Annotated in this window: 14 protein-coding genes; all 14 read left to right on the top strand. The window is 52.8% G+C overall.

All coding sequences use genetic code 11. The annotated features are described in order from the left end of the window. Positions 1-171: 171 nt before the first annotated feature. The 14 genes from MKY82_RS18745 (at position 172) to MKY82_RS18680 (ending at position 19,666) form a co-directional block, all read left to right on the top strand. Positions 172-1,532 (top strand): IS1182 family transposase gene (locus MKY82_RS18745; protein ID WP_339219424.1). Its coding sequence is split into 2 segments (ribosomal slippage): positions 172-739 and positions 739-1,532, totalling 1,362 coding nucleotides; the frame shifts between segments, so codons are not numbered across the junction. 433 nt (positions 1,533-1,965) lie between these two features. Next, entirely contained in the window at positions 1,966-4,083 is a 2,118-nt protein-coding gene (locus MKY82_RS18740) for a family 10 glycosylhydrolase (RefSeq protein WP_339294082.1), read from the top strand. Beyond that, a complete protein-coding gene (locus MKY82_RS18735) occupies positions 4,070-5,059 on the top strand; it encodes an ABC transporter permease subunit (RefSeq protein ID WP_220684931.1) in 990 nt (329 codons plus the stop codon). Before MKY82_RS18740 ends, MKY82_RS18735 begins: the two co-directional genes overlap by 14 nt. Positions 5,060-5,128: 69 nt before the next feature. Beyond that, positions 5,129-6,010 (top strand): carbohydrate ABC transporter permease, encoded by an 882-nt coding sequence (locus MKY82_RS18730; RefSeq protein ID WP_194543120.1) that lies wholly within the window; start codon positions 5,129-5,131, stop codon positions 6,008-6,010. Positions 6,011-6,157: 147 nt separating this feature from the next. Beyond that, positions 6,158-7,708, top strand: a complete 1,551-nt coding sequence (locus MKY82_RS18725; protein ID WP_339294081.1) for an extracellular solute-binding protein — start codon at positions 6,158-6,160, stop codon at positions 7,706-7,708. A gap of 153 nt (positions 7,709-7,861) precedes the next feature. Further along, positions 7,862-9,967: a hypothetical protein gene (locus tag MKY82_RS18720; RefSeq protein ID WP_339294080.1), complete on the top strand. Its 2,106-nt coding sequence runs from the start codon at positions 7,862-7,864 to the stop codon at positions 9,965-9,967. Positions 9,968-10,077: 110 nt separating this feature from the next. Further along, the gene (locus MKY82_RS18715) at positions 10,078-12,414 is read left to right on the top strand and encodes a helix-turn-helix domain-containing protein (protein ID WP_339294079.1); all 2,337 of its coding nucleotides are present in this window, start codon (positions 10,078-10,080) and stop codon (positions 12,412-12,414) included. A gap of 53 nt (positions 12,415-12,467) precedes the next feature. Next, the gene (locus MKY82_RS18710; RefSeq protein ID WP_339294078.1) at positions 12,468-13,352 is read left to right on the top strand and encodes an NAD(P)-dependent oxidoreductase; all 885 of its coding nucleotides are present in this window, start codon (positions 12,468-12,470) and stop codon (positions 13,350-13,352) included. A gap of 125 nt (positions 13,353-13,477) precedes the next feature. After that, entirely contained in the window at positions 13,478-13,708 is a 231-nt protein-coding gene (locus MKY82_RS18705) for a DUF6157 family protein (protein WP_339294077.1), read from the top strand. 311 nt (positions 13,709-14,019) lie between these two features. After that, positions 14,020-15,033, top strand: coding sequence for a LacI family DNA-binding transcriptional regulator (locus MKY82_RS18700; protein WP_339294076.1), 1,014 nt, complete (start codon positions 14,020-14,022; stop codon positions 15,031-15,033). Positions 15,034-15,055: 22 nt separating this feature from the next. Beyond that, a complete protein-coding gene (locus MKY82_RS18695) occupies positions 15,056-16,483 on the top strand; it encodes an extracellular solute-binding protein (protein ID WP_339294075.1) in 1,428 nt (475 codons plus the stop codon). 69 nt (positions 16,484-16,552) lie between these two features. Then, positions 16,553-17,425, top strand: coding sequence for an ABC transporter permease subunit (locus MKY82_RS18690; protein WP_220684938.1), 873 nt, complete (start codon positions 16,553-16,555; stop codon positions 17,423-17,425). Between the two features lie 8 nt (positions 17,426-17,433). Beyond that, complete coding sequence (locus MKY82_RS18685; RefSeq protein ID WP_220684939.1) at positions 17,434-18,300, top strand: carbohydrate ABC transporter permease; 867 nt, start codon at positions 17,434-17,436, stop codon at positions 18,298-18,300. Positions 18,301-18,322: 22 nt separating this feature from the next. Then, positions 18,323-19,666, top strand: coding sequence for a CehA/McbA family metallohydrolase (locus MKY82_RS18680; RefSeq protein ID WP_339294074.1), 1,344 nt, complete (start codon positions 18,323-18,325; stop codon positions 19,664-19,666). The last annotated feature ends 25 nt before the right edge of the window (positions 19,667-19,691 follow it).

The following is a 19,691-nucleotide window of genomic DNA, read 5'->3' as shown; positions in this document are numbered from 1 at the left end:
GTCGGAGACGTATTTCGGCTATTCACGCATGATTGAAAAAAAACTCACCCTAGGGTGAGTTCAGGCTGTCGAGAAAGTCTCGACAGCTATTTTTTGTGTATTTAGTTCAACACGACACCGCGTTAATACTATATAATATTAGTAAATAAACCGTTCGGAAGGGTGTTAAATATGTTGCGTTCTAACCGAGAAAAACAGCAGGCTTACGAGTTTGTTTCGATTGAAGAATTGGTTCCTCAAGATCATCTGCTCCGTAAAGTGGACAAGTATATCGATTTCTCTTTCATCGACGAAAAGGTCCGTCCGCTTTACTGTGCTGATAATGGGCGACCAGCCATCGATCCTGTCGTGTTATTTAAGATGATTTTCCTCGGTTATTTTTACGGCATCCGTTCAGAGCGTCAACTGGAACGCGAGATTCAGACGAATCTGGCATACCGTTGGTTTCTTGGTTTGGGATTGACAGACAAAGTTCCGGACCATACCACCATTAGCTGGAACCGACGGACTCGTTTCAAAGACACTAATATCTTTCAAGATATCTTCGATGAGATTGTGCTGCAGGCAATCGAGCATCGCATGGTCGGCGGACGAGTCCTGGTTTCGGATTCCACGCATGTGAAGGCCAATGCGAACAAACACCAGTACACCAAGCAGCAGGTTCTACAAAACACACGAGATTACATGGACGAACTCAATGGCGCAGTAGAAGCCGACCGGAAGGCGCATGGAAAAAAGCTTTAAAACCCAGAGAGGATGTGGTCGAGAAGAAAGAAATCAAGGTGAGCAAAACCGACCCGGATAGCGGTTATATGATTCGCGACGGGAAACCGGAAGGATTCTTTTATTTAGATCACCGGACCGTTGATTTGAAGTACAATCTGATTACCGATGTCCACGTCACGCCGGGAAACGTCCATGATTCTGTACCGTATTTGTCGCGTTTGGATCGCCAACGAGAGCGATTTGGTTTTGAAGTTGAAGCCGTTGCCCTGGATTCAGGCTATTTAACAACCCCCATCTGCAAAGGATTGCAGGAACGGGGGATCTTTGGAGTGATTGCTCACCGGAGATTTCATCCGACCCAAGGCTTATTTCCGAAGTGGAAGTTTACCTATGATGCCGAGCGTAACCGTTATATTTGTCCGCTCCAGCATGAATTGTTGTATCGCACCACGAATCGAGAAGGATACCGGCAATATGCCTCCGATCCGAAGCACTGCAAGACTTGCCCGATGCTGGAGCAATGTACCCGTTCACGGAATCACCGCAAGGTCGTCACGCGCCATGTCTGGGAAGACAGCAAGGAATGGGTGCGAAACAACCGGCTCAGTCGATCCGGCAAGTATTTATACCGAAAACGAAAAGAAACGATTGAGCGAAGCTTCGCGGATGCCAAAGAGCTCCATGGGTTTCGCTATTGCCGGTTGCGCGGGTTGCAAAACGTCAGGGAACAAGCTCTGATGACAGCAACCGTGCAGAATATGAAGAAGATGGCGATCCACTTGGATCGCCTGGAAAACAGGGGGTAATCCCCCATTTCCCCTCTTGAATTGACCACTTAAAAAGGGAGAAACCCTGTACTTTGAAAAAAGTGCAGGGTTTCTCGACAATCTGAACTCACCCTAGGGTGAGTTTTTTTTCGTTACGAGTATAAAGGAAAAACATACTCAGCGTTTGGATGTTTAACCGTAAACTCGATCGATCATGCAAGCATAATACGCCATACAGAAAATGTTGGAACGGGACATTTATTGCGGTTTTCCTGCAAAACAAGAAATGACCAATAAGCTCCTGCTCCTTACTTCGCGGCACTGTCAGGTATAAGGGAACTCGCGTTGGATTACGCCCCATGCGCGAATCGGACATATTTTTCCTTACGTGTTCATGCAAGAATTGTCCCTGTTCTGCTGCCTTCAGCACCATTATGGTAGACGTACACCATAAGCAAAGGAGGGAATGCTGATGAAATGGTGGTCAACGAACCGTCTCCGATTGATTCAAAATAATCTTCGCGAGACGGACGCCAATATGGATGTGGATCTTTTGATTCGGGAACTCAAGTCGTTTCAAGCGAATGTGCTCATGATGAATGCCGGGGGCATATTTGCGTTTTATCCATCATCGCTTATGCATCAATATGTAACGCCTTATTTAACCAAGGACCTTTTGGGGGAAGCGGTGGAAAAAGCCCATGCTAACGGATTGCGATTTATTGCGCGGTTCGATTTCAGTAAAGCGCACGAATCGTTGTGGTTGCGGTATCCGGAATGGTTTTACCGGGACCGGCAAGGGCGGGAGGTCAATTATCACGGCATCGTTCATACGTGTCTGAATGGAGAATACCAGCAGGTGAAGTCGCTGGAGAGCATTCAAGAAGTGTTGGAGCGTTATCCGGTGGACGGGATATTCTTCAATATGTTCGGCTACCAGCATTGGGATTACAGCGGAAATTTCTATGGGCCTTGCTATTGCCCAAACTGCCGCTTGCGGTTTCGAGAAGTGACCGGCGAAGATTTGCTGGCGTATACCGGGCCCGAACATCCGATGCACGAGCTGTACCGTTCCTTCCAGGAACGGACGGCAAGGGAAGTACTGGAGCGCATCCACGGATTCGTGAAGTCGCTCCGGCCCAATGTGGCCATCAGCACGTATCACCCGCACCGGGTCGATATCGTCCGCAAGGAATCGAATACGTCGCTGACAAGGAGCGGCCCGCCTTGGCTGTATTCAGCCTCGGAGAATGTCGCGTCTATACAAGACAGCTGGGATGACAAGCTGATCAGCAACTGCAGCATTAACGCCATCGACCTGACCTACCGGTTCACAGGAGTATCCGAGAATGAAAATGCAATCCGTTTATATCAAAGCATCGGAAGCGGATCGGGGCTGGATTTCTGCATCATCGGGGCATTCGAAGGATACCCGGACAAGGCAAGCTTCGAAACGGTGAAGGATATTTTCCGATACCATGCGGAGCACGAGGAGCTGTTCGGACAGCTCGGCTCCATGGCTGAAGCGGTGCTCGTCAAGCCAGCGGCCCCCGAAGCGGCAGCGGAGTATCAAGGTATGTTTAAAATGTTAAAGGAAGAGCACGTCCTCTTCGACGTGGTGATGGAAGAACAACTGGTGGCCATGGAGTCCAAACTAATGCATATGCGAGCAATTATTCTTCCCGGCGTTCAGGAATTGTCGGTGGCGGCGGCGCGAGCGCTGAATCGGGCAATGGATGCCGGCGCGGTGCTGGTCGCATCGGGAACGGCGCTGGAGCGGCAGCCGGAGCTGCTTAAGGAATGGTTCGCGGCCTCGTTCACCGGCGTGAAACAATCGGAGCCGGGCGCTTATCTGGACGTTTCGGACAAGTCACATTTCCCCGGATTTGCCCATGGCAGGGACTGGATCGCCGCCGGAGGAAGCTTTGCCCGCGTTGCCTTTGACCCGGATACGACCGAGTGCCGATTGCCATTCATCGAGCCGTCCACGTTCGGACCGCCGGAGCGTGCTTACGGCCACCGCACCGGAACAGATTACGGTTTGGCGCTGCACAGGCGGGTCGGCAAGCAGGGAACGGTCCGAGTCGGCGTGTATATGCCTTGGAATCCCGGCGAGCTCTACTATCGTCACGGGTTTGAGGACTACAGGCAGGTAATGGCGGACGTGCTACATGATATCTTGCCGAATCGGGTTGCTACTACGAACGCGCCTCCATGTCTAGAGTTGTTCATTCACCGTTTGAAGGAGGGCGGATGCCTAGTTCAGCTGCTGAATCTCTCCGGATATAACGGGACGACCTTTATGAATCCGCTCCCGTTATATGATGTTCAGGTGGAACTGACCGTTGATCGTGTGGACGAAACCGCTGCAGCGAATGCTTCGTGGTCTTGGCCGCAAAAGTTGCGGCTGCCAAGAAACACGGAAGCGAGGGGCAGGCTGCTCCGTGCCGATTCCGATGCGCTGGTGGAAACCTCGCAAGACCGCGTGGCGGTGACGCTGCCGCAACTCGGCCGTTATGAAGCGATTTGGCTTCAGGCCGTGCCTGTCGGCGATCGAAAGGAGCTGATCTCCCGCGATGCCAAAGCTTAAATCTGTTAAACCTGCCCAAGGAGCCGGACAAGGGGCGGGCGGGGTCATGAAGCCGGGCCTAACGCTTCGCCCGGGCAGTCTCGCATCCCGCATCGTCAAGCACCGCGTCATTTATTTGCTACTGCTGCCCGGGCTGCTCTTCTTCTTGCTGTTCAAAGTCGCGCCGATGTGGGGGCTGCTCCTGGCCTTTAAGGATTATAATCCGTTTCTCGGCTTTGCTGGAAGCGAATGGGCGGGATTTAAGCACTTTGCGGATCTGTTCTCGAGCTCCAACTTCTATATCATGCTGCGGAACACGTTTGCGATCAATATGATTGCGCTGATCTTCCATTTTCCGCTGCCGATCCTGCTGGCCCTGATGCTGAACGAAATCCGACATGAGAGCTTCAAGCGTCTGAACCAGTCCATAGTTTACCTGCCGCATTTCCTGTCGTGGGTCGTCGTGGCCAGCATGACGTTCTTCCTGTTGTCGACGGACGTGGGGATCATCAATAAACTCATCGCCGAAAGCGGCAGGGATACCGTTTCCTTTCTGTCCAATCCGAATTACTTCTGGGGACTGCTGACGGCGCAAAGCATGTGGAAGGAGGCCGGATGGGGAACGATTATCTTCCTGGCGGCCATGGCGGGCGTGGATCCCCAGCGCTACGAAGCTGCCGTCGTAGACGGGGCGGGCCGATTCCGACAGATCTGGCATATCACGCTTCCGGCAATCCGGCCAACGATCATCATTTTGCTCATTCTTCGGCTGGGCAGCATGGCGGACACCGGCTTCGAGCAGATTTTGCTGATGATGAATCCGCTGGTGCGTTCGGTGGCGGAGGTGTTCGATACGTACTCCTACACACACGGCATTCTTCAAGGGAAGATAAGCATCGGGGTGACGGTCGGCATGTTCAAGGGGCTGGTGGGGCTCGTCCTGATCGTGGCCGCCGACAAAATCGTAAAGCGGCTCGGCCATGAAGGGATTTACTAAGCCTCCAATTACCCGATTGCACCGCGTCTGCAGTATACCCATTATGCTAAACGAAAGGGGGAATTCCGCGTGAGCTTCGTTATCCGAAAAAAAGGGCTAAGCTTGTTCGATTGGGTCAACTACAGTCTAATCACCTTGTTCTCGGTCGCATGCTTGTTTCCGTTTCTATACGTGTTCAGCGTTTCCTTTACGGATCCCGAGGTCTATGTTCCGCTTAAATTTTATTTGTTCCCCGAGCAGTGGTCCTTGGAGTCCTACAAGTACATTCTATCTACCAATAGCTTTATGAATGCGTTTAAGAGCACCGTTTTCATTACGGTCGTCGGTACCGTGCTCAACATCGTCGTGTCCTTTACGATGGCCTACGCGCTGACGAAACGGTCCATGCCTGGCAACCGCTGGGTAATGGGGCTCGTCATCTTCACGTTGGTGTTCAGTCCGGGCATCGTGCCTAACTACCTGCTGGTCAAGGAACTAGGCCTGTTGAATTCTTACTGGTCGATGATCTGGCCGAGCCTGACCAACGCCTGGAGCTTGATCGTTATCAAAAGCTTCCTGGATTCGCTTCCATCCGAATTGGAGGATTCCGCGAAGATGGACGGCTGCTCGGATATGGGCGTGTTTTTGCGGATGATTATTCCGCTGTCGATGCCGGCGATCGCCACCTTCACCCTGTTCTTTGCGGTCGGGCATTGGAACGCCTATTTTAACGCCTTGATTTACTTATCGGATTCTAGCAAGTGGACGCTACAGCTGTTGATTAAAACACTGGTCATCGATTCCAATTCGGTGGCGGTGGCCCAGGCCGGGGCAAGCGACGAAAATGTGGTGCCGCAGGAGACCATCCGGATGGCCTCAATCGTACTCGCGATGGTACCGATCCTGGTTGTCTACCCGTTTCTGCAAAAGCATTTTGCCAAAGGAGTGATGCTGGGTTCCATCAAAGGCTGATGAAGGAAACGGCACATGGATGCCCTCTGCATCGGATATGCGGCTGGTTGGATTGAAAGCGTTATCCTACCGCAAAGGCGGGAAGGAGACAGGACTCTGTTTCAAGAACAATAGATGGATGATGAGCATCCATAAGGAGGGGTTTACATGAAAATTACATCAAGTAAGGGAAGCTCGTACAAATGCTGGACGTTCTGGCTCGCAGCCCTCATTACTGTCGTCATGCTGGCCGGATGCGGCGAACAGGCGGGTGAGAAGCCGCAGACGGCTGGGGGACCGGAATCGGAAGACACGGGCGGCAAGCCGATGACGATCAAAATGTTTGCCGGTCTCTATAACGAAATCCCCGACATGAACAATGACTATTGGAAGGAATGGGAGCGCCGCACCAACGTCAAGCTGGACGTGGAATGGGTGCCGTCGGGCGATTTGGACACAAAGCTGGATTTACTGCTGGCCTCCGGCGATTTGCCCGAGGTCGTGGCTTATCAGAACCCGATCCGTCCCACGCTGATTACGGCGATTCAGAACGGCGCGTTTTGGGATTTGACCCCTTTCCTCGGGGATCTAAGCGAATATCCGAACTTGAAAAGTAACCTTGCGCCAGATGCACTGAAATATTTGTCGGTGGAGGGAAGTATCTATGCGGTGCCGCGGTCCCGATCTAGGATCGACGGCGGGTTGAAAATACGAGAGGACTGGCTGAAGCAGCTGAACATCAAGGTTCCGACCGATTTCGAAGAATACAAGGAAGCATTGAAGAAGATCGTCGATGCCGATATGGACGGCAACGGGAAGAAGGATACGGTAGGTCTCCTATATATCAATAACCCGCCCGCATCATTCCAGGCTGGTTTCGGCGTATACAATCCGACCTATACCGATGACGGAGGGCTGATGAGTCCGTCCCTTACGCCTCAGTACGTCGAGATGGTGGAATGGCTGCGCGGTCTGTACGAAGATGGCCTGATGTCCAAGGAATATGCGGTCATGAAGGAAAGCCAGGCGGAGGAGCTCTTCAAGACGAACCGAGCTGCTTCCTATGGCCGTCCGATCTGGTGGGATCATGAATGGGAGCAGGCGATGAAGAAGTCCGGTCAGCCGGATGCCAAAATCCTGAACGTGACCTTGAAGGGACCGAAAGGGGATTATGCGGTCGGTCTGGAAACCGGCGTAGCCGGCGGGTTCTACATCTCCAAGAAGGTGCCTGAGGAGAAGGTGAAGCAGCTGCTCAAATATTTCGACCAGACGGCGTCCCAGGAAATGACCGATTTTGCCTATTACGGCATTGAAGGCGTCCATTACACCGAAAAGGACGGGCAGAAGGTGCTGACGGAACAAGGGGTCAAAGAAGTCAATACGACGAGCAAGGGAGCGGGCGTACTGGCTTATGCCAAGTGGGGCAAGGTGATCAGCGCTTCCGGCGATAAAGCCTTTAACGATGCCAAAATCAAAGAGGTGGAAAATTACGACGAGATCGGAAAAATCGACCACTATCGCGTCATCACGTCCGATGGCTGGCGCAGCACCTGGCCTAAATACAGCGACGAATATGCTTCCATGGTGACAAAGGCGATTGTCGGGCATATTCCAATGGAGGAGTTTCGCGCATACGTTGATCAGCTGAACAACCAGCCGGACATTCAGGAAGCGTACCAACAAATGGCCGAAGCATACAAGCAGTTCAACGGGGAGTAACGGACAGTCGGCTCGGACGGTCTCGCATTTTGGAGCGGATATGTTGGAGAACGGGAGGAGACAGCATCGTTGAAGTCTCTGTTCAAACCGGCTGTCTCCGCCTTGTGAATCGACCGTTTGTTGCCAGTTTGAAATGAGGAAGGAGGTAAGGCAATGACGAAGGTTAATGAGGAACGCTTCTGGTGGCACAAACCGCTGCGCGTCATCCAGCCCAATATGCAGGTCCAGGATACCGACTGCATCGACCCCCCCCGGCTTGCCGCGCAGCTGAAGGAGATGGGGGCGAATGCGATGGTCTTCAATACAGGCGGCATATATGCCTGGTATGACACGCAGGTTCCGTACCATACCGTGAACGGATATCTCCCTGAGGGGCGCGATTTGCTCGGGGAGCTGATCACAGCCTGTCACCGTGAGGACCTTCGCTTTATCGCCAGGTTCGACTTCAGCAAAGCGGGTGACAGTGCGTATCTCCGAAGGCCGGAATGGTTCGTCCGCAAGGAGGGCGGCCGCCCGGAGATCATCGGGGCTGAACGGCCCGGACCGTGGCCGCTCTTGATGTCCACCTGCATCAACGGCGGCTACCGCAATGCGGATGTCGCCGCTCCGGTGCTCCGCGAAGCGTTGTCGCGGTATCCGATCGATGGCATTTTTTTTAACAACCCCGGTTATGTGTTCTGCCGATGCGAGCGATGCAGGCGTAAATACGCGGAGCAGTACGGCAAGGAATTGCCGGATTCCTCGCGGGAGCTGGAGCCGGATTTCGCGGCGAGATGCTTCGATGACAATATGGAAGCGATGTATGACCTGATCAAGCGGGAGAGGCCGGAGGTGCCCATGATTCTATACTACAACCTCCACCGCGACAATCTGTCGAAGCGCGTTCAGATCACTGACATGCTGTGCACGGAGCCGCAGGACGTACTCTCGCTCGGCCATGCCCGGATCCCTGAATTCTGGAAGCCGGCTCTCAGCATCAAGGTGGGGCGGTCGGTTCCGGGCAGGCCGGCTCCGTTTGGCATCGTGCATTCCTGCCCGGGCATGGACTGGCGCCATACCGGGCTTCCGGTAGCGGAATACCGCTTCTGGCTGGCTCAAATTCCGGCCAACGGCGGTCAGATCTGGCACTCCGTCACGGGCATACCCGATACGATCGAAGACCAGCGGATTTTGAAAACCGTAGCCGAGCTGAATCATCATGCCGCCAAGCTGGATGCCTATATGGACGGGGCCGTATCGGCTGCGGAAACCGCCCTGCTCTGGAACGAGCGCGGCGAGGCGCAGAGCTGGGCCGAAACGCTGATCAACCGGCAAATCCCCTTTGACGTACTGCTCCCGCAGAGCCTGCACGATTGGGATCTGAGCCGGTACCGGGTGGTGTTGGCCCCTGAAGGAACGGAATTCACCCCTTTGTTGCTCCATGACTTGCGTAGCTATGTGTATGGCGGCGGACAGCTGCTTGCGGAAGGTCCCCTTCCTTCCGTTGTCGCCGATGCCGCCGATGCCGGCGTCAAGCCGCTCCATGATCTGCTCGGCATTTCGGCCGAAGTCTTCACAAGCGAATACCTGACGGCCTCGTATTTGCGGTTTGAGGAACTGCGGGGGAAGGGCAATCCGCTGCAGCAGGGAATGGAACGGACCGCGCTGATCGCTCACCGCGGCCATGTCGCTTATGTTCAGCCGTACAGTGAAGCGGTTCGGGTACTGGCGACGCTGGTGCCGCCGTTTTCTCCACCGGAAAGCGTGGGAGCGCCGCCGGAGCGGGCTTCGCTGCCCGTTTCCCGCACCGATCTGCCGCTGGCTTTGGAGCATTCGTGGGGTGCCGGCCGCGCTATGTATTTCACGTTCTCACTGGGTGTGCTTCTTCGCGAATTCAAGCTGCCTGAACACGAGATGCTGCTGGCTAACGCGATCGATCATTTGCTCGATGGGAAGCCGCAGCTGTCGGTAACGCCGTATCCTGGACTGCAGGCGACCCTCTTCCGAAGCGGCAGCGATCTGCTGCTCCACTTCGTGAACGGAGCCGGCCGCAGGCCGCTTGCAGCGACGATTCCTCTGCATAATATCGAGGTCCGGTTGAGACCGGGGACTAGATGGCCTACAGGGAGCGGCTTTAAACTGGAGATGTTGATCGGCGGAGGCTGCATAGAAGGATTCGCAGTGAACGACGTATTGAACTTCACCCTGCCGCGGCTGGAGGTTTGGGAGTGCATTCGGATCCCGCTGAATCCCACCGTTACCGCTGTTGGGGAAGGATAGAGGAAGCGGGAGGACGAAGTATAACAGGTGTAGGATCATCCGTAGAGAGTTGCGGATGGCACAGTGATCCGCAGGGCAGTTCCTGCCGCGGGAACCGGAGGTGAAAATTCGTGAAGTCTCTTTGGCAGCATATTCAGACCTCGTTCCTCCGCTGGTTCTCCGCGAACCGCTATCTGAAGCGTCTGATTTGGCTCGGATGCCTGTCGGCTATAATTCCGGTGATCCTAGCCGGAAGCGCCTACTACCATTTCTCCATGAAAAAGCTGACGGTCCAGTTCCAGGAAAATAATATGGCGTCCTTGATGCAGCTGAAGGACCGCGTCGAAAATATCATAACAAGCATCGAGCATGAATCGCTTCAGCTTGCCAGCGGTCCGCTGATTCGCAGCGCGCTGGAAAATCCCGAATATGAGACGGACTACATGCAGCAATTGGATATGCTCAAGCTGTTTCAGCTGCACAAAAATACGAATAACCTGATCGAAGACATCCTGTTTTACGATGTTCGGCACCGGCTGCTGCTGTCGCATTCCTATGGCCTGGTCCACCTGGACGGGTACAAGGGAAAAGAAGATATCGAGCAAGCCGTGGCGAGGGAAGGCGGAGCGAGGTGGATGCACCTCCCGAAGTCGACGGAGAACGGACACGTCTCTTACGTCCGCCATCTTCCCGTTATGGTGCTGGGGCAACCGAGAGGCACCATCTTGATACAAGTGAAAGAGGAATCGCTTCGCAGCCTTTTGAACAACTATACCCTTTCCCTGGAGGAGCAGTCGCTGGCCATTCTGGACTCCGATCACCGGGTCCTGCTGCATACGGATGGACGCAGCGAGATCGGAAAAGCCGCGGAAGAAGACCCCATTTTGGTATCTCTGGTAGAGAGCGGGGAAACGTCCGGCCATGACGTGCTGACCGGGGAGGACGGCAAGGAACTGGTCGCCTTTTACAAGACCTCCATGGGCCGTCTATATGTGTCCCGGATGCCGGAGCGGGAGATGATCGAGCAATTGAGGTGGATCCGCGTGCTGATCGTCATGTCGGTGTCCGTCTTCATGCTGATCGCGGTATTGCTCACCTGGTTCTCGTCCAAAATAGCGTACAATCCGATCCAGCAGCTCCTTCGTTACGGGGAGCATTTGAGAAGAAACGGCAGGAGCGGGGCGGATAGCTCCGTCAAAGAGAATGAAATCGAGTACATCCGCTCCTCCCTTAGCTACTTGAACGAGCAGGCGGAATCCCTGAACAGCTACATTCGAAAAATTCAACCCGATTTACGGGAACGGTTCCTGCAGCGTTTGCTGCTGTCCGGAAGCTCGTGGCGGTCCGGCACGCTGGAGGAGGGCTGCGTGAAGCACATGATTCCGATGAGCGGACCATATGCCACGATAGTGGTGAAAGTCGAGAATCCGGTAAAAAAGCGATTTTTGCCTAACGAAGGCCCGGTCATCGTGTTTGCGGTCAAAAACGTCATGTCCGAGCTGCTGGCAAACAACCGGCAGTTGGAGGGTTACGTGGTGGACCGGGAGGACCGGGAAGCTGTGGCGCTCCTGAGGCCGGGAGAGCCCGGGGTTTCCTCCCAGGAGCTCCGCAGCCTCCTCGCATGTTATGCGGAATCCGTCAGTCAGTCGCTGGCGCGCTATCTTTCTTTTTCCGCGTCCATCGGCATCGGCAATACTGGAACATTGAGTCGGGCGGCAGAATCCTATAAGGAGGCGCAGCTTGCTCTGCAATATCGTCTGTTCCATGATGCGGATACCGTATTGTTCTATGAAGACATGATCCGTATCGAGCGTAATCCCGTGTTCATGTATCCGAAAGACATCGAATCGGAGATGATCGAATATTTGTGGAATGGGGATCTGCCGCAGGCTGAGGCGTCGCTGCATGAATTTTCCCGGCGGATTCGGGTGTCGGAGTCGTACAACGTGACCTTCCAGAGCTATTACGTGCTGCTCTCGGCCATTGTCCAGTCGATGGAGGAGAAAGGTCCCGGCGTGCTGGAGTTGCTGGGAGGTAATCTGTTCGACCAACTGAAGGAGAACCAGACCTCACGCGAAATGCATGACTGGTTCATCGGCGCCCTGTTCCCGCTATACCAGGAAATAAGTCATGACCTGCGTACCCGCTCCACCCGCCTGATCGTTCAGCGGGTATGCGGCCATATCAGCCGTCATCCCGATGGTGCTCATTCACTGGCGGACTGTGCCGAGCTGGTGGGGGTGAGCCCGTCGTACCTCAGCCGGCTGTTCAAGAAGGAGATGGGCGTATCCTTTGTCGAATACGTCATGAACTCCAAAGTGCAGAAGGCGAAGCAACTGCTCAAGGACACGGATTACACGGTCATGGAGATTGCCGAAATCGTCGGTTATTCCGAACGGAACCTGAACCGGGCCTTTCAGCGTTTTCTGCAGATGTCTCCGCGGCAGTATCGACTGTCGGTAAGATAGGAAAACCAATTATACAGGCTTAGGCTTATACAGAAAAAGGAGAGGATCACATAATGACAATCGCACCGAAACAAACGACCGTAGGGTTTATCGGCTTGGGCGTAATGGGCCACAGTATGGCAGGGCATATTCAGAAAGCCGGCTACGCGCTGCACGTTTACACGCGAACCGCCTCCAAGGCGGAGCGGCTGGTGTCGGACGGCGCGGCTTGGCACGATACCCCGGCAAAGCTGGCGCAGGCCTGCGACGTAATCATTACGATGGTGGGCTACCCGAAGGATGTCGAGGAACTCTATTTAGAGCCGGAAGGGCTGGTGGCGCATGCCAGGGAAGGGGCATATCTGATCGATATGACGACGTCCAGTCCGCTGCTTGCCCGCCGCATTTATGAAGCCGCCTCGTCGAAAGGGCTCCATGCTATCGATGCTCCGGTCTCCGGCGGTGACGTGGGTGCACGTGAAGCGAGGCTGTCCATTATGATCGGCGGGGAAGAGGGAGACTTCAAGGCGGTGCAGCCGCTGCTGTCAACGATGGGAAGCAATATCGTTCATCAAGGACAAGCCGGCGCTGGCCAGCATACGAAGATGTGCAACCAGATCGCCATTGCCTCTAACATGATAGGAGTCTGCGAGGCGCTGGCCTATGCGGAGAGCGCCGGGCTTGATCCCGAAACCGTGCTCAAGAGCATCGAGGGCGGAGCGGCGGGCAGCTGGTCGCTTAGCAATCTGGCTCCGCGCATGATTGCCGGGAATCTGGAGCCGGGATTCTATATCAAGCATTTCATCAAGGATATGGGAATCGCGCTGGAATCCGCTAAGGGAATGAACTTGGTTACGCCGGGCTTATGCCTCGCCGAATCGCTGTACCGCCAGCTGGCAGAGAAGGGATTTGAGGATAAAGGCACGCAGGCTTTGATTAGGTATTATACGAGTGAGTGAGATTCAGATTCCTTTTACTGATCTAAGTCCTTAAAGGACCATAACATGCGCATGATGCCAAAGAACAAACGGGTACGAAAAGTCGCAATAGAACATAACAGTCTCGATTTCTCCGGTAGGACAGATTGAGGCTGTTATTAATTTCGGGACATAAGGAAACTTATCATGATAAAGTCAACGGTCTTCAAGACCTGTCTAAGACCATACCGATAGTTCAGTATGAGATGCTGTCGAATCACCCTTACCGATACACGCAAGAGGATGTGTTATTCGAAGTGTTTGCGGAGCGCAGTCAAATCTCGAAGAAGGAAAGAGCAACCGCACGCGAGAAGTTTTTCTCCAAAGGGCAGCCTTGATTCCGAACCTCGTCCCTTGGGCAAGCGTTATGGCTGGGGTATTCATCATGACGCTCAACCCGCACTCGATAGCGTTGGGTCTCATCAATTACATGTATACTAAGTCGCCTAGTTGGCGACTTTTTTTGGTTTGTCGGGAAAAACGAGAGCAGCATCCTTCATCGAGCTGGTGCAGAGATTTTAATTTTTAATTAACAAAAACCTGCATTCTATTAAATTATTCTTTTTTACAATCAATGGCGTAGGGTTATTAAACCGGTTTAATGATCCGGCAGGCAATGAGAATTTGCTAGAGAAAGGAACAACCATAGATGGCTACCATTGATGACGTTGCCAAGAGGGCTGGTGTATCCAAGGGGACCGTATCCAGTGTGTTCAGCAAAAAAAGGCCGATCAGCCAGCAAGTGACGGAGCGGGTACTAAAGGTAGCCCAAGAGCTGGGATATTTCCCGAATCATCTGGCCCGAAGCCTCGCGATCAAGAGGACGATGAGCATCGGCCTCAAGATCCCTCTCCCGCCTGATGGGACGATGACGGCCTTCGATACTCAGTTGATTAACGGTGTCATCAAGGAATGCTCCAAGCAGGGCTACCGCTTAGTGCTCGACACTTTACCCGAGCAGGATGATCCTACGATGTATTCGCAGGATCCTGTCGATGGCGTCATTCTGCTAAACCCGCGAAAGAATGATTTACGTATCCAACGGTATCTGATGATGGGCACACCCCTTGTGCTGGTGGGTCGGTCGGATCCATATGACGATTCGATCAGCTACGTGGATAATAACAACTCGAACGTGGCTCATCAGGTAGGAGATTATTTGCTTCAAGGAGGACATCAATCCATCCTCTTTCTGAATGCAGCCTCCGATATGACCGTGTCCTATGATCGAAAACATGGCTTATTGGAAGCTTATCGCCAGTACGGTCTGCCGATGCGCGAAGAGTACGTGCTGTACTACAACCACAGGCTGCATGCCAACGGTACGGAATACGGATACATGTCCATCATGAATACCTATGGAAACATGAATTATACGGCAATCATTACCGATACGGACAGAGTAGCTCTTGGAGTGCTGAGGGCAGCCAGGGAGCTGGATATTGAGGTGCCGGAACAGCTATCGGTCATCGCCCTCAGCAATGATGCGATTTTAGCTCAAGATATGAATCCAAAGCTGACATCCGTGGAGTTGTCGGCAGAGACGCTTGGGGCCGAAGCAGCCAAGCTGTTGATCGAGAAAATAAGCGATAAACGTGTCCACAGGCAAATCATCATCCCCGCACAGCTGGTAGTGAGGGATTCCTGCAAAGTTCTTTCCTAATGACGAATAAGGAGTGGTTAGCTTGGTAAAACAAAACAAATTCATGATCGCGATCATGGCTGTATCTCTGTTCGGTGGGATGCTTGCTGGCTGTTCCCCGAGTCCAGGCAGCAGTAATCAGGAGGGCAGCAATGCCGCATCGCAAGCTGCATCGAAAGAAGAACGCACACTCAAAATCATGACGGGGGTCATCGGCGGCAAAACGCCTGAAGAGAATACGCAGTTCGAGCAAGAAATCGAACGTCTAACCGGCATCAAGGTAACGATGAACAAGCCGGCTGCTGACTATGACCAGAAGCTGCTTGCAGCAATCGCCTCAGGTGAAAAGTTCGATCTGCTGCAAATCAGCAAAGAGAAGATGTCCACCTTCGTTGAACAAGGAATTCTTACGCCGCTGACCGATCAAGTGAACGGCTCCAAGGTACTGTCGGATCCAAACGTCATTCCCGCGAATGAGTGGGAACAAGTAAAGACGAAGGATGGCCAGATCTACGGCGTGTTCACCAAGTATCAGGGAGGAACGATGCCGATCGTTCGCAAGGACTGGCTGGACGAATTAAACCTGCCGGAGCCTGCAACGCTGGACGATTATTATAACGTCCTCAAAGCGTTCACCGAACAAGATCCGGACGGGAACGGGAAAAAAGATACGTATGGACTCAGCACGGCCGGCATGTATGAGCTGCAAGGATTCTTCAGCGCAGCGGGCTTGAAACAACGATATGTGGAAACGGCGGATGGCAAGCTGGACGTTCCATATTCTACAGATGCGGCCATCCCGGTTTATGAATGGCTGAACAAGCTTTTTGAGGAAGGCATTCTGGATCCGAACTTTACCACGAACGACACCGGTAAAATGCGAGACCTGTTCCTGACCGACCGTGTCGGCATGATTACGTACTGGGATGCTTGGGTAGGCATGCTGAACAATACGCGCCACGAGCAAGATTCCAATACGAAATTCGAAGCGAAGGGCTTGCCTGGTGCAGCCGACGTGAACGGCAACCACATGCTGCGCAGAGGCGATCCGGATGTATGGGTTATTCCCGTCAATGCGGAGCATCCGAAAACAGCCTTTGAATTCATTGAATGGTGGCATTCCGAGGAAGGTATTACGCTGGGCAGTTTAGGCATAAAGGATGTGGATTACACGGTTGCCAACGGCAAATACGAACTGACCCAAACCGGTAAAGAGCATGCTTCCGACCATGGCGTTCCTTTCTGGTATAACCGCAACGTCGAACCGCCTTTCGGTAAACTGCCGGGCGTCCAGGAAGCGCAGGATCTCGTCGATCAATACGCTTCCTTGGAATTAACGCCTCCGAACTGGGCGAATGCCGAGAAGATTATCAATGAATATTCCTTCAAAGCGATCATGGGCGAGATGCCGGCTGCCGACGCCGTAAAGAAAATGCGAGAAGAGCTTAAAGCAGGCGGACATATCGATTAAAGCATGAAGAGGAGGGGCGGTGATGACGCCGCGCCCTTCTTTATTTTTTTAATAAGGGGGCGAAATTCCGTGAAAGCCATATTCAAATACAAAACCCTATATTTTATGATGCTTCCTATCCTGGCCTACTTCCTCATTTTTTCCTTTTATCCGCTTGCCCGGGGACTTGTTATCAGCATTCAAGATTACCGGCTTATCGGAGATCGTCCGTTCATCGGCATCGATAACTATCTGAGTGTGCTAAAGGATCCGGCTTTTTGGGAAGTTTTTCAGAATACGATCGTGATCGGCGCCGGAAGTTTTATCATCAACTTCTTGTTGCCGCTGATTCTTGCGCTCTCCTTAAATGAAGTGGCTTCCGCCTGGTTCAAAAAAATGACCCAGATGATCGTCTATTTACCTCATTTATTCTCTTGGGTTGTCGTAGGCGGGATGTGGATTCTACTGCTGTCTCCGGATACGGGCATCGTGAACCAAATCATCCAGCTCTTTGGCGGTCAGCCGGTCGGGTTCCTGTCCTCGGACCGTTATGCCCGCTCCGTCATGATCCTGACTTCTGGCTGGAAGGAAATGGGGTATACCTGCATTATGTACCTGGCCGCCATCGTAAACATCAATCCATCGCTGTATGAGGCTGCGAGCATGGACGGAGCCAGTCGCTGGCAAAGGATACGATATGTAACGATTCCGATGCTTCGCTCCACCATGAAAGTGGTCATTATGTTGAACGTTTTGGGAATCCTGCGTTTGTTTGATCAAATATTCGTGATGAGTAACGGCGCCATTGCCAATAAAGTCGATGTCATTATGATGTACACCTACCAAAAGGGGATATTGGAATTTAGCGTTGGACCTGCTACGGCGGCCGGCTTCCTGGTGATTATGGCAACATTCGCGCTAACGTACGTAACAAGAGCGGTGATCCGCTACGATGAAGGGTGAGTCGGTATATGAAACCAACGAATAAAATCAGCTTGCCGGGCCGTGTGTTTGATGCGGTCAATATTCTGTTCCTCCTTCTGCTCGTTTCAACCATGGTTATCCCTTTTTTAAATACGCTTGCGCTTGCATTTTCATCGAATTTTGCTTCCATGCAGCCCGGGATCGTACTGTGGCCCAAGGAATTCAGCCTGGAGGGATTCTCCACGGTATGGAACCGCATGAAGCTTTATTTGCCATTTACGAACAATGTCATTGTGACCGTTGTCGGTACCGTAGGTCATGTGTTCCTAAGTTCTATGGCAGGCTATGTGCTGATTCAAAAAGGGCTTCCCGGAAAAAAGTGGATGTTATCTGCGATCCTGTTAACGATGATGATTCCGAGCGAGGCGATCATGATCCCGCTGTATATCGTGAATCAGGATTTAGGACTCCTGAACACGTTGTCCTCACTCATACTTTCCGGCTTCGTATCCGGCTTCAGCGTCATGCTCATGCGAAATTTCTTTTTGAGCGTCCCTTACGAGATGTCGGAATCGGCGCGGATCGACGGAGCCGGGGATCTTCGGATTTTCTTTACGATGTACTTGCCGCTTGCGAGCGCAGGGCTGGCAACAGTTACGCTGTTTGAATTTGTCAGCCGCTGGAACCAATTCACGCCAGCCCTCCTGTATATAAATGACTCGTCCAAATATACGCTGCAGATCGCGTTGAAATCGCTCATTGTCGATACCGATTCGACCTCGAGCAATTTTCTTATCACGACCAATGTCAGAATGGCAGGGATCGTCATTGCGCTTCTTCCGCTAATCATCATCTATCCGTATGTGCAAAAGTATTTTGTTAAAGGAATGTTTGTCGGCGCAAATAAAGAATAAGCAGAATTGAGGAGGCAGTCGTATGACTAAACGAATCGAGCGGACGAACACATTAGCTTTCAAACGATATATTGAGCATTCGGAACTAAGTACATACATCGAAGTACCGTTTCAAATGCCGGAGCGTGTCGAAGAAATCCACGTGAGCTATCAGGTGGAATCCCACGGCGATGAAGCCCCAAAAGCCGTCATTGATTTAGGGATCCGGGACGCCGAGAGAGTAAGAGGCTGGAGCGGAGGGGCACGTCATGAATTTAGCATCGGTCTGAATCAAGCGACTCCAGGATACCTGCATGGACGGTTCGCCCCAGGAGATTGGGCTATTCTCCATAACGCATACAAGGTTCCCGCTCAGGGTTGTACGGTCACGATCGAAATCGAGTTTACCTTCAGGACATCGCGCTGGCTGAAGGGAGATCTTCACACGCATAGCGTTCATAGCGACGGCACTTATACCCTCGAAGAGAATGCGGCCATGATGGAGAGTTTGGGCTGCGATTTTATAGCCATGACCGATCACAATACGAACAGCCAAAACCTTGCGTATCCCCGCGGGACCTCGGTACTGATGATACCGGGTACGGAGTTTACGACGAATTATGGTCATAGTAATTTTCTCGGCGTGACGAACCCCATGGATGATTTTCGCGTATCGGGAATATCCGATGTGCACGAGAAGTTTCGAGTCGCCCGCGAACGGGGAGCTAAGATTGTGCTCAACCATACGCACTGCGATAACTGCCCGTGGGAATGGGATTTCGATGTGGATTACGATTGGGTAGAAATTTGGAACGGCCCTTGGAGAGAGCACAACAGACGCGCGCTTTCTTGGTGGCAGGAGCAGCTCGTTACCGGAAGACGTCTGGTAGCCGTAGGGGGAAGCGATGTGCATCGACCGGACTCATATGTGAAGCATGCGATGCCATGCGTATGGGTCTGGACCGATGAAAAAACGGTGGAAGGCGTGCTGAACGGTATTGCGGAAGGCCATGTCGTTATCACTTATTCGCCAGATGGCCCTTTTGCCACCCTTCAGTGCGGTGAATACGGGATTGGTGATGAAGTGCCCTATGGTCACGCCGATCATGAGGTGGTCGTTCAACTGGATGATTTGATTCCGGGCGATCGGATTCGTCTGTACAGCGAGCGCGGTCTCGAGGAGGAAACTTCTGTTGACTCGGAAGGAGGCGTTACACTGATGGTTAACGCCATGCATAGGAGATTTTTGCGGGCTGAAATTTGGCGGAATCTCGATCTGGCCGACGGCTTGTCGATGGCGGCACTGACAAACCCCATTTATTTTGCTTCAAAAGAAGATACGCGATCATCGAATCACGAGGGTTACAGCATGTTTCAGTCCGTCTGAAGCCATTGTCCAATCGTGCCGATCC

Source organism: Paenibacillus sp. FSL W7-1279 (assembly GCF_037969845.1).
Classification (GTDB): domain Bacteria; phylum Bacillota; class Bacilli; order Paenibacillales; family Paenibacillaceae; genus Paenibacillus_AQ.
The sequence above is the reverse complement of the archived record's forward strand: the minus strand, read 5'-3'. Positions and strand labels throughout refer to the sequence as shown.

Excerpts from the sequence above, each read along its gene's own strand:
- MKY82_RS18740 (WP_339294082.1), top strand. The coding sequence starts at position 1,966 with ATGAAATGGTGGTCAACGAACCGTCTCCGATTGATTCAAAATAATCTT.
- MKY82_RS18685 (WP_220684939.1), top strand. The coding sequence starts at position 17,434 with ATGAAACCAACGAATAAAATCAGCTTGCCGGGCCGTGTGTTTGATGCG.
- MKY82_RS18700 (WP_339294076.1), top strand. The coding sequence starts at position 14,020 with ATGGCTACCATTGATGACGTTGCCAAGAGGGCTGGTGTATCCAAGGGG.
- MKY82_RS18710 (WP_339294078.1), top strand. The coding sequence starts at position 12,468 with ATGACAATCGCACCGAAACAAACGACCGTAGGGTTTATCGGCTTGGGC.
- MKY82_RS18735 (WP_220684931.1), top strand. The coding sequence starts at position 4,070 with ATGCCAAAGCTTAAATCTGTTAAACCTGCCCAAGGAGCCGGACAAGGG.
- MKY82_RS18725 (WP_339294081.1), top strand. The coding sequence starts at position 6,158 with ATGAAAATTACATCAAGTAAGGGAAGCTCGTACAAATGCTGGACGTTC.
- MKY82_RS18680 (WP_339294074.1), top strand. The coding sequence starts at position 18,323 with ATGACTAAACGAATCGAGCGGACGAACACATTAGCTTTCAAACGATAT.
- MKY82_RS18720 (WP_339294080.1), top strand. The coding sequence starts at position 7,862 with ATGACGAAGGTTAATGAGGAACGCTTCTGGTGGCACAAACCGCTGCGC.